Source organism: Stenotrophomonas sp. (genome assembly GCF_036662295.1).
Lineage (GTDB): Bacteria > Pseudomonadota > Gammaproteobacteria > Xanthomonadales > Xanthomonadaceae > Stenotrophomonas.
The window spans coordinates 41,190-52,338 of record NZ_JAVWXA010000019.1; the positions used below are offsets into that span (position 1 = coordinate 41,190).

The following is an 11,149-nucleotide window of genomic DNA, read 5'->3' on the forward strand; positions in this document are numbered from 1 at the left end:
CCGCCCAATCAGCCGAAGGCGGCCTGCATGTTGACCACCGTGGGGTTCAGGATCACCCCACGCTCGGTCACGATGGCATCGATCAGGTGGCCCGGGGTGACGTCGAACACCGGGTTCCAGGCGGCGATGCCCTCGGCCACGGTGCGCGTGCCCCCTACCCCGTACAGCTCGCCCGGGTCGCGCTGTTCGATCTCGATCTGCTCGCCATCGGCGGTGTCCATGTCCACCGTGGAGGACGGGGCCACCACCATGAACTTCACCCCGTGGTGGCGGGCGGCGATGGCCAGCTGGTAGGTGCCGATCTTGTTGGCGGTATCGCCATTGGCGCAGATCCGGTCGGCGCCCACGATCACCCACTGCACCGCCCCGGTCTTCATCAGGTGCGAGGCGGCCGAGTCGGCGATGAGGGTGGCGTCGATGCCGTCCTGCTGCAGCTCCCACACGGTCAGGCGCGCGCCCTGCAGCCACGGCCGGGTCTCCCCGGCGAAGACCTTGGCGATGCGGTGCTGGGCCATGCCCGCGCGGATCACGCCCAGCGCGGTGCCGAACCCGGCCGTGGCCAGCGAGCCGGTATTGCAGTGGGTCAACACGCCGCTGCCGGCCTCGATCAGGCCCGCGCCCAGCGCGCCCATGTGGCGGTTGGCGGCCAGGTCTTCATCGGCGATGGCCTGCGCCTGCGCCACCAGCACCTGGCGCCAGTCGGCGCCGGCCGGGGCCAGTGCGCGGCGCATGCGCGCCAGCGCCCAGGCCAGGTTCACCGCGGTGGGGCGGGCCGCGTTGAGCCGCTGCAGCGCCGGTTCCAGCCTGGCCAGCGCCTGGGCGCCGACGTCGGCCTGCACGTCGGTGGCCGCCAACACCGCGCCCCAGGCGGCGGCGATACCGATGGCCGGCGCGCCGCGCACGGTGAGCGCGTGGATGGCCTCGGCCACCGCGTCGCTGTCACGGCATTCCACGTGCTCCACCACGAACGGCAGCTTGCGCTGGTCCAGCAGTTGCAGGGAATCGCCGGTCCACAGGATCGGGCGGATGTGGTCGTAGCGGGCGTAGTCGATGTCGGTGGATGCGTTCATCCCACCATTGTAGCGGCGCACGGACGCACCGCCATACGGGCGCTCAGTTCACCTGGAACTCGGCGCGGCAGCCCTTGTCCACCCACACCCCGCGCGCATCCCAGCCCCAGCCGCGGCCTTCCTCGCAGGCGCTGCCGGAGAGCTGCCGCGACAGGCGCGCGCCCTTGCTGATGGTGGCCCCGCAGAAGCGCCGCTGGCGCGACTTGGATTCGCACACCAGGGTGCGCGGCACATCGAGGAACCCCGAGCCGTCGGCCGCGCCGATCTCGAAATCGCCCTGGCAGCCCCGGGTCACCCACACCTCGTTGCGGCGCACGCCCCAGCTGTGGTTTTCGCGGCACGGCATCGAGGACAACTGGCGCAGCAGGCGCACCGGCGCGCCCTGCAGCACCACCGGGCAGTTCTGCGGGCGGCCGTTGGATTCGCAGCGCAGCACGCGGCGCACGTTGCGTGGCGCGCCCTGCGCGGTGCCGGCGGCGGCACGGCTGCGGAACTCGCCACGGCAACCCAGCGTCACCCAGACGCCGGAGCGGTCGGTGCCCCACTCGGTGCCACGGATGCAGGCGTTGCCCGACAACTGGCGGACCAGATCCACGCCATTGGCCACCGCCATGTCGCAGTGCACCCACTCCATGTCCCGCGATTCGCAGCGCACCACCTGCCCGGCATAACCGGTATCGGCGGCGCCGGCGCCCAGCGGCACCATCGCGCTGCACAGCACCAGCGTCCACCACGTCCACGTCCAGCGCGGCGCGCTCCACGACGGCAGGTCTGCTCCCTCCAACAGCTTCATCACCACAGTCCCCGCCGCACCTGAACGATCACATGAGCACCTTCGGACATCCGATGTGATCAGAGCATCATCATGCGGTCCGCGCAAGACACCCGTGCGTCGAAAACGGCTTGAATCGCCGGCAAAACCGTTCAGGCACGCGCGAACGCGATGGCCAGCACATCGGCGATCCGCGGCGTGCGGTTCATCGCCATCAGCAGGCGGTCCACGCCCACCGCCACGCCCGCGCAGGCCGGCAGCGCCGGCAGCGCGGCAAGCAGGGCCTCGTCCAGCGGCGGCAGCACGTCGCCACGATGGCGACGCGTGGCATGGTCGCGCTCGAAGCGCGCGCGTTGTTCAGCCGCATCGTTCAGCTCGTGATAGCCGTTGGCCAGTTCCACCGCGCCCAGGTACAACTCGAACCGTTCAGCCAGCGGCGGCGTGCCCGGCCGCACCCGCGCCAGCGCGGCCTGGCTGGCCGGCCAGTCGTGCACCACGGTCATGCAGTCGTCATCGAAGTGCGGCTGGATGCAGTGGGTCATCAGCAGGTCCAGCCAGTCGTCGCGGGTCAGGCCGTCGGCATCGATGCGCACCTGCGCCAGGGGCGCCTGCAACTGCGCCAGGCTGGCCTCGAACGGGTCCACGCCCACGTGCTGGTGGTACAGGCTGCGGTAGTCGATCACCTGCAGGCAGGCCGTGCGCTGCACCAGGCCGAGCGCGGCCTGCACCAGGGCGGCGGTTTCCCCGATCAGGCGGTGGTGGTCCCAGCCCACCCGGTACCACTCCAGCATGGTGAACTCGGGGTTGTGGCGCCCGCCGGCCTCGCCGTTGCGGAACACACGGCCCAGCTCGTAGCAGTCGCCCACGCCGGCGGCGAGCAGGCGCTTGAGCGGGTACTCGGGCGAGGTGCGCAGCCAGCGCTGTGCGGTGCCCGCATCGACATGACCGCTGAAGCGCGTCTGGAAACTGTCGATGTTCGGCTCGGTGTTGCCCGCCGCCGAGAGGATCGGGGTTTCCACCTCCAACACGTCGCGTTCGGCAAAGAATGCGCGGATCAGCGCATTGAGCGCGGCACGCTGGCGCAGGGCGGCGATCATGCGCGCGCGTCCTTGAGCCGTTCGGCCAGCGACAGGGTCAGCAGGTCGCGGGTGTCGTCCACGTAGCCGGTGGCCAGGTACATCCGTCGCGCCAGCTCGTTGTGGTGGTTCACCTCCAGCCGCATGCGCGCCACGCCGCGTGCGTTGGCACGCTGCTCCAGGATCGCCAGCGCCTGCTTGCCGCGGCCGCGGCCGCGCGCGGCATGGCTGAAGTACAGCTCGTCCAGCAGCGCGAAGTGACCGCCCTGCTCCAGGCTGAAGCCCATCGCCAGGGCCGCATAGCCGATCACGCTGCCATCTTCGGCCAGCCACAGCAGCACTTCGCCGTTGCGCGGCTCCTCCAGCAACGCGGCCAGCGCGGGGCGCACGCGCGCCGGGTCGAAGTCGAGTTTGTCTTCGGCGTAGAACGCCTGCATCAGCCCGATCAGCAGCTCGGTGTCGGCGACGGTGGCCACGCGGAAATCCAGCGGTACGATCTGCATGCCAGCCTCTCAGTGTTGGGCCAGGAAGGCGACCAGGCGGTCTTCGTCCCAGACCTCGATACCCAGTTCGCCGGCCTTGGCCAGCTTGGAACCGGCCTCGGTGCCGGCGACCACGAACGCGGTCTTCTTCGACACGCTGCCGGAAACCTTGGCGCCCAGGGCTTCCAGCCGCGCCTTGGCCTCGTCGCGGGTCATCTGCGCCAACGTACCGGTCAGCACCACGGTCTGCCCGTCCAGCGGCCCGGCCACCTGCTCGGCCTGCGCCGGCGCACGCGCCAGCAGCTGCTGCCGGTACTGCTCGGCCTTGAGCAGCATCGGGCCGTGGCCGTCGCGATCCAGCCAGTCGGCCAGGCCCATCGCCACCTCGTTGGGCAGGCCGGCGGCGACCAGGCGCACCGGCTCGGCATCCAGCAGCGCCTGCGCATCGGGCAGCATGGCCACCAGTTTCTCCGCGCGCAGGCGGGTGATGCCGGGGATTTCGGCCTCGACGAGCAGTTGTGCGAAATCCAGCCCATCGCGCAGCTTGGCCGAGGGCGCGCGCGTATCGGTGATGCGAACCTGGCCGATCTCGATCAGGTCGGTGATCGCCTCCTGGTTGCCGGCCTGCTCGAAGAAGTGGCCGAGCGAGCGCGCCACTTCGCCGCCGATGTCCGGGACACGCTTGAACAGGGGCCACGGCAGGTGGCGGATCAACTCGAGGTCGCCGAACCAGGTGGCCAGCGCCTTGGCGGTGCTCTCGCCCACGTGTTCGATGCCGAGCGCGAACAGCAGCCGTTCCAGCGTGGTGGCGCGGCTGGCATCGATCGCGGCGATCAGGTTGTCGGCCCAGCGGGTGGCGATCTTCTTCGTGTTCCACTCGAAGCGGGCCGGCATGGCCAGCGCACGCGCGCGCCAGCCGTCCTCGTTGCCGTCCAGCTGCAGCACCCCGCGCAGGTACTCGCCGCTGCCTTCCGGCGGCAGGTGCAGGCCGATCTGCGCGGCCAGCGCCTCGGGCGACTCGGCATCGAGCACCAGCTTGAGCTGCAGCAGCTGGTCGCGGCTGAGCCGGTAGAGGTCGGCCACGCCACGCACGATGCCCGCGTCGACCAGGGTTTCGATGTACTTGCCGCCGAGGCCGTCGATGTCCATCGCGCGGCGCGAGGCGAAGTGCGCGATGGCCTCCTTGCGCTGCGCCGGGCAGCTCAGCTCGCCCGAGCAGCGCCACGCGGCCGCGTCCTCTTCGCGCACGATCTCCGAGCCGCACACCGGGCAATGGCTGGGCATGCGCCACGGTGCGGTGCCGGCCGGGCGGCGGTCGGCGATGACGCTGACCACTTCGGGGATCACATCACCGGCGCGGCGCACGATCACGGTATCGCCCACGCGCACATCCAGCCGCTCGATCTGGTCGGCGTTGTGCAGGGTGGCGTTGGACACGATCACCCCGGCCACCGCCACCGGTGCCAGCCGCGCCACCGGGGTAGCCGCCCCGGTACGGCCGATCTGGATCTCGATCGCCTCCACGGTGGTGGTCTGCTCCTGCGCGGGGAACTTGTGCGCGATCGCCCAGCGCGGCGCGCGCGAGACGAAGCCCATCTGTTCCTGTCCGGCGCGGTCATCCAGCTTGTAGACCACCCCATCGATATCGAAGGCCAGCGCATCGCGCTGCTCACCGATGTGGCGGTAGTAGGCCAGCAGGCCGTCGCTGCCCTCCACCACCTGGCACAGGTCGCTCACCGGGAAGCCCCATTCGCGCAGTTGCGCCAGCGTGGCCGAATGCGTGTCGGGCAGCTCGCCGCCCTGCACCTGGCCGGTGCCGTAGGCGTAGAAACTCAGCTTGCGCCGGGCACTCATCTTCGGATCGAGCTGGCGCAGCGACCCGGCCGCGGCGTTGCGCGGATTGGCCAGCACCTTGCCCTCGTGCAGGCGCGCCTGTGCGTTGTAGGCCTCGAAATCGGCGCGGGCCATGTACACCTCGCCGCGTACTTCCAGCACCTGCGGCCAGCCCTGCCCGGCCAGCGCCTGCGGAATCACCGCGATCTGGCGCAGGTTGGCGGTGACATCCTCGCCGGTGGCGCCGTCGCCGCGGGTGGCGCCCTGCACGAACTGGCCGGCTTCGTAGCGCAGGCTGATGGCCAGGCCATCCAGCTTGGGTTCGGCGGAAAAATACAGCGCATCGCGGCGCAGGCGTTCGCCGATGCGACGCACGAAATCGCCGACTTCCTCAGCGCTGAAGGCATTGCCCAGCGACAGCATCGGCACCGCGTGGCGCACCTCGGCAAAGCGCGAGGAGGCCTTGCCGCCCACGCGCCGGGTGGGCGAATCGGCCACGGCCAGCTCCGGGTGGGCCGCTTCCAGGGCTTCCAGTTCGCGCACCAGCCGGTCGTAGTCGGCATCGGGAATCAGCTGCTCGTCGCGCTCGTGGTAGGCGGTACCGGCGGCGTCGATCTGGCGGCGCAGCGCTTCGGCACGTTCAGCGGGGCTGGGGCTCATGCGGGACGCATCCTGAAGGGGCCGTAGATTTTATGGCCTGCCGCCTGCGCCAACCACCCCACGCCGGCATCGGGCGGCCTATTGCCGCGATCCAGCCGCGGCGTTAGCGTGCGCGGAGTCCTTGCCTGCAGGTGTGTCGTGACCGCTGCCACTGCTTCCCGACGCACCTTCCTGCAACTGGCCGGCACCGGCCTGGCCCTGTCCGCCAGCGGCCTGGCGACCGCGCCGGCCGTTGCGGCGGCGCCGGCACCCGCCGGCCCGGTCCTGCTCAACTTCAACCAATGCCCCTACGGCCCGGCACCGGCCGCGCAGGCGGCGGCGCGCGACATCGTGGCCGGCAGCGGCCGCTACCGGTTCGCGCTGGCCGGCGAACTGCGGGACCTGTTCGCCGTGCAGGCCGGCCTGGGCAAGGAACAGGTGCGCCTGCGAACTGCTTCATGGTCGATGTGCAGCGCGACGGCAAGGCGTTCAGTGCGGCGATGGCGGCACGCGGCGTGGTGATCGGCCGGAGTTGGCCAATCTGGCCGCAGGTGGTGCGGGTGAGCGTGGGGACGGAGGCAGAAATGGACGCGTTCCGCGAGGCGTTCGCGGACGCAGTAGCCGCCAACGGCTGATGCGGAATCGGTAGGGTCGATTTCCAAACGACCGCGGATGGCCGGTGCACTTCATTTGGCCATGACATCAGAGCGAAAAAGCGCGCTTCCGCCAAACGTCCATGCGCTACCCTCCCGATCACCGTTTTCGGCAGTCGTTTGGGAACCGACCCTACCGGCGGTGGGCCGGCGAGGTCCTTACCAGCGCGGCGCCTTGGTGAGCGGCGGGGCCTGGTGCTGGCGGTCGTAGGCCCGCAGTTCGTCACGGATGTGGGCGATACGCTGGCGGCCGAGGGCGTTGCGGCTGTCATCGAGCACCACGCCGTCGAGCAGCTCCCCCATGCGCTGCACGGTGGGCAGCATCTTTTCCCACGCATCCAGCGCGGTCAGCGGCGCCGGCAGGGTGAGGAAGAAGGCGATCGCCGGGGTCTCCATCTCACGGATGTTGGCCATGTCGAAACTGCCCGGCTTCATGATGCTGGCCATCGAGAAGATCGGGCCGCGCTCGGGATGCCCTTCCACCAGGCGGTGGAAAACATTCATGTGGCCAAACACCAGGCCGGTCTTCTCGGCCGCCACCACGATGTCCTCGCCGCGCAGCTGCTCGCCGGCGCGCGCGGCCACGAACAGCGACACGATCTTGTCGAAATCCTGGTTGGCGCGCTTGCCCAGGTCGCTGGCCGCGCCGCCGTCCACCTCGGGCAGGCCCAGCTCGGCCTGGGTGACGCCGTCTTCGCCAACGGCGGCAGGTGCGCCGTCGCCGTCGCCCAGGCTGGGCTCACGACGGCTGCCGGCGCCGCTCTCGGCGGCCTCGACGCGTCGGCCCTGCGACTTCTTCTTCGGGCGGCCAAATAGGAAGATCGCGGCGATCAACAGCAGGCCGGCGGCCAGGATGCCGATGCGGAGCAGTGCCATGTCGGACATTCGGTGGGGGTCTCCGGCTAAATACGTTCAGGTAAGCATGGCACGTCAGGCGGCGCCCGCCAATCGTGCCGCTTCTTCCAGGTCCACGCTGACCAGGCGGCTCACGCCCGGCTCGCGCATGGTCACGCCCGAGAGCTGGTGCGCCGCTTCCATCGTGGCCTTGTTGTGGCTGACGAACAGGAACTGCACCTTCTCGCTCATTTCCTTGACCATGTTGGCCAGGCGGCCCACGTTGGCTTCGTCAAGCGGCGCGTCCACCTCGTCCAGCAGGCAGAACGGCGCCGGGTTGAGCTGGAAGATCGCAAACACCAGCGCCACCGCGGTCATCGCCTTCTCGCCACCGGACAGCAACGAAATGCTGGACACGCGCTTGCCCGGCGGCCGCGCCATGATGGCCACACCCGTGTCGAGGAGGTCTTCACCGGTCAGTTCCAGGTAGGCGTGGCCACCGCCGAACAGGCGCGGATACAGCTGCTGGACGCCCGCATTGACGCGGTCGAAGGTGTCCTTGAAGCGGCCACGGGTCTCGCGGTCAATCTTGCGGATGGCCTCTTCCAGCGTTTCCAGCGCGGTGGTCAGGTCTGTGTTCTGGGCATCCAGGTACTCCGACCGCTGCGAGGCTTCGCCGTACTCCTGGATGGCGGCCAGGTTGACCGGTTCCAGGCGGCGCATGCGGCCGTCGATCTGGTGCACGGTCTGCTCCCAGTCGGACACGCGTGCCTCTTCGGGCAGGGTGTTGATCACGTCCTGCAGGACGAAACCGGCCTTCTCCACCGAGGCCGAGAGCTGCTCGGCGCTCAACACCAGCGCCTGCTGGTCCAGCTTGCGCTGGGAGATGCGCTCGCGCTGGGCCAGCGCCTGCTCATCGCGCTTGTGCCGGGTCTGTTCGAAGTTGCGCAGCTCCGCGTCGATGCCTTCCAGCAGCGTGCGCGCCTCGCCCAGCACGCGGTCGGCGCGGACCCGCTCGCCCAGCGCGTTCTGGTGTTCGGCCTGCAGGGTCTGCACCGGCGAGTCGCCCTGGTCCAGCTGCGAGTGCAGTTCGCCCAGGCGCGTGTCGAGCTGTCCACGCTGGGTGCTCATGCGCTCCAGCGCCTGGCTCAGCGAGGCAATCTGGGTGCGCTGGGATTCCAAAGTCAGCGCCAGCGAATGCGCGCTCTCGCGCACGTTGCGGGCGTGGTCGCGGGCCTGGTCGCGGGCATCGGTGAGCTGGCGGCGCTCGCCTTCCAGCGACGCCCGCACCGATTCCAGGTCGCCCATGCTGGTGACCGCATCGTCGAGCCGCGCCCGGGCTTCGCGCACCTGCTCGCGGCCGGTGTCGAGGGTTTCCAGCAACTGCACCAGCTCGCCTTCGATGCGATCGATGCGGGTCCGTGCGGCTTCCACCTTGCCCTGCTGGCTCTGCAACTGCCCGCCCAGCTCGGAGACGCTGCGGTGGGCCTGGTAAAGCTGGCGCTGCGCGTCCTCGCGCTGCTGCTCACCGGCCAGCAGCTGCTCGCGGAAGGTGGACAGCTGCTGCTCCAGCGCGGCCTCGCGCTCCTGCAGCGTGTCGATCTGGCTACGCAGGGTGACGATCTCGCGCTCGCGCAGCAGCGCGCCCTGCTTGGCCGCGCCGGAGCGCGATACGCGCACCCAGCCCTCGCCCAGGCGCTCGCCGCCACGGGTGATGACCGAGTCGCCCTCGGCCAGCGTCGGCTGCAGCGCCCGCGCTGCGTCCAGGTCCTCGGCGGCGTGCAGGCGCGCCAGCAGGCGACGGATCGCCGTGGGCCCCTGCACCTTCGCCGCCAGCGAGGTGGGCGCCACGCTGAGCGCGTCCTCGCGGCCGGACACCAGCGCGATGCGGCCATCGCCGAGTTCGGCCAGTTCACCGACCAGCTGCTCGGGAGCGTCGACCAGCACGCCTTCGATCAACTGGCCGAGTGCGCTTTCCACGGCATTTTCCCAGCCACTCTCCACGCTCAGGCGCTCGCCCACGCGCGCGCCCGAATCCAGCCCGCGCGCAGCCAGCCATGCCACGGCCGCGCCCTGCTCCTGGCCCAGTGCAGCCTGCTGCAGGGTCTCCAGGGAGGACAGGCGACCGCGCGCGGCCTGGGCCTGCTTGCGGATCTCGGCCAGCTCGGTCTGCCCGCTGCGCTGGCGGTCCTGCAACGCGGCCACGGCCTCCTTGCGCAGCTCCACCTGTTCGTTGAGCCCGTCCAGCGACTCCTTCTGGGTTTCGTGCTGCAGGTGCAGCGCCTCGAACACCTCGGCCAGGGCGTCCAGGTCCAGGCCGGTGCGCTCGGCACTCAGCGCTTCGCGGCGGCGGTCGGCCTCCAGCACCTGGCGATCGAGGTAGTCCACGCGGGTGCGCTCCACTTCGCCGGCGCGCGAGGCCTCGGACGTGCTGCGGGTGTGGCCTTCCCAGCGCTGCTGCCAGTCGGCCAGGCGGGCTTCGGCATCGCGCAGGGCTTCCTGCTTGATCTCGTTTTCTTCCTGCAACTGCTCCAGGCGCGGCTCGGCATCGTCCACGGCTTCACGCAGCACCATCAGCTTGGCCTCATCGCCACTGATGTGCTGGCCGAGTTCGGCCAATGCCTGCTGGGCTTCGTCGCGCGCCTTGTTCAGGCGCTGCGCCATTTCGTGCTGGTGCTGGATCTGCTGTTCCAGCCGGGCCAGCGTGCTGCCCACCTGGTACACCTCGGCCTGGGCGGTGCTGAGCGCGTCGGCGGCTTCTTCGCGGCGCACGCGGCTGGTTTCGATACGCGCCTCGGCGTCACGCTGTTCGGCGATGAACTGCTGCAGGCGGGTTTCTTCCTGCGAGAGGGCTTCGCGCAGGCCACCGAGGCGGCCGTCCAGGCCGCGGTATTCCAGCGCCTTCCACTCGGCATCCTTGACCCGGCGCTCTTCCTGCAGGGCCTGGTACTGCTCGGCCTGGCGCGCCTGGCGCTTGAGGTGTTCGAGCTGCTTGCCGATTTCCTCGCGCAGGTCGCCCAGGCGATCGAGGTTCTCGCGGGTGTGGCGGATGCGGGTTTCGGTTTCCTTGCGGCGCTCCTTGTACTTGGAGATGCCGGCGGCCTCTTCCAGGTACACGCGCAGGTCTTCGGGGCGGGCCTCGATGATCTGGCTGATCATTCCCTGTTCGATGATCGAGTAGCTGCGCGGGCCCAGGCCGGTGCCGAGGAACAGGTCGGTGATGTCGCGGCGGCGGCACTTGGTGCCATTGAGGTAGTAGGCGCTCTGGCCGTCGCGGCTGACCGTGCGCTTGACCGAGATTTCGTTGAACGAGGCGTACTCGCCGGAAATGGTGTGGTCGGTATTGTCGAAAATGAGTTCGACGGTGGCCTGGGAAACCGGTTTGCGCGCCGAGGAGCCGGAGAAAATGACGTCGGTGAGCGAGTCGCCACGCAGGCGGCTGGCCGAGCTTTCGCCCATGACCCAGCGCACGGCGTCGATGATGTTGGACTTGCCACAGCCATTGGGACCGACCACGCCGGTCATGTTGGTCGGCAGGTGCAGCGTGGTCGGATCGACGAAGGACTTGAAGCCGGAGAGCTTGATCGTGGACAGACGCATGGCGTGGTTGGTTTCCGGGGCAAGGGCCTGAAGCGACCCCCGCCAGGGTGGATGTCGGGGCGATTCCACCCTCAAGCCATTGATGTTGCTGGGTTTCAATGGCCCCGAGGGCGACGCGATAGCCTGAGTATAACGGGGCGGCTGTTCCACGGGCTGTGGGGGTGGGTTGGGGTTGTGTTTGGTTAGAGGC

The 11,149-nt window shown here is 69.7% G+C and carries 8 protein-coding genes and 1 pseudogene; 2 read left to right on the forward strand and 7 right to left on the reverse strand.

The annotated features are described in order from the left end of the window. Positions 1-8: 8 nt before the first annotated feature. The 5 genes from mtnA to ligA all read right to left on the reverse strand — a co-directional run bounded on the left by mtnA (position 9) and on the right by ligA (position 5,893). A complete protein-coding gene (gene mtnA, locus RSA25_RS05930) occupies positions 9-1,070 on the reverse strand; it encodes an S-methyl-5-thioribose-1-phosphate isomerase (RefSeq protein WP_332807983.1) in 1,062 nt (353 codons plus the stop codon). A 43-nt stretch (positions 1,071-1,113) separates the two neighbouring features. Further along, positions 1,114-1,776 carry a DUF3011 domain-containing protein gene (locus RSA25_RS05935; protein ID WP_332807990.1) on the reverse strand — a complete coding sequence of 221 codons (663 nt, stop codon included), beginning with the start codon at positions 1,774-1,776 and terminating at the stop codon, positions 1,114-1,116. Positions 1,777-1,994: 218 nt separating this feature from the next. Beyond that, positions 1,995-2,939: an EF-P lysine aminoacylase EpmA gene (epmA, locus tag RSA25_RS05940; protein ID WP_332807984.1), complete on the reverse strand. Its 945-nt coding sequence runs from the start codon at positions 2,937-2,939 to the stop codon at positions 1,995-1,997. Next, on the reverse strand, positions 2,936-3,421 hold the full coding sequence (locus RSA25_RS05945; RefSeq protein ID WP_332807985.1) for a GNAT family N-acetyltransferase: 486 nt from the start codon (positions 3,419-3,421) through the stop codon (positions 2,936-2,938). The genes epmA and RSA25_RS05945 overlap by 4 nt, the downstream gene beginning before the upstream one ends. Before the next feature lie 9 nt (positions 3,422-3,430). Then, on the reverse strand, positions 3,431-5,893 hold the full coding sequence (gene ligA / locus RSA25_RS05950) for an NAD-dependent DNA ligase LigA (RefSeq protein ID WP_332807986.1): 2,463 nt from the start codon (positions 5,891-5,893) through the stop codon (positions 3,431-3,433). Positions 5,894-6,031: 138 nt separating this feature from the next. On the opposite strand from ligA, the gene RSA25_RS05955 reads away from it, so the two are divergent. Continuing rightward, positions 6,032-6,394: a hypothetical protein gene (locus tag RSA25_RS05955; RefSeq protein WP_332807991.1), complete on the forward strand. Its 363-nt coding sequence runs from the start codon at positions 6,032-6,034 to the stop codon at positions 6,392-6,394. Beyond that, positions 6,298-6,507, forward strand: a pseudogene (locus RSA25_RS05960) (hypothetical protein); the annotation flags it as partial. The gene RSA25_RS05955 and the pseudogene RSA25_RS05960, both read left to right, overlap by 97 nt. Positions 6,508-6,684: 177 nt before the next feature. Here the strand turns inward: RSA25_RS05960 and zipA are convergent. Next, positions 6,685-7,410, reverse strand: coding sequence for a cell division protein ZipA (gene zipA, locus RSA25_RS05965; RefSeq protein WP_332807987.1), 726 nt, complete (start codon positions 7,408-7,410; stop codon positions 6,685-6,687). A gap of 45 nt (positions 7,411-7,455) precedes the next feature. Continuing rightward, entirely contained in the window at positions 7,456-10,959 is a 3,504-nt protein-coding gene (smc, locus tag RSA25_RS05970; RefSeq protein WP_332807988.1) for a chromosome segregation protein SMC, read from the reverse strand. Positions 10,960-11,149 lie beyond the last annotated feature (190 nt).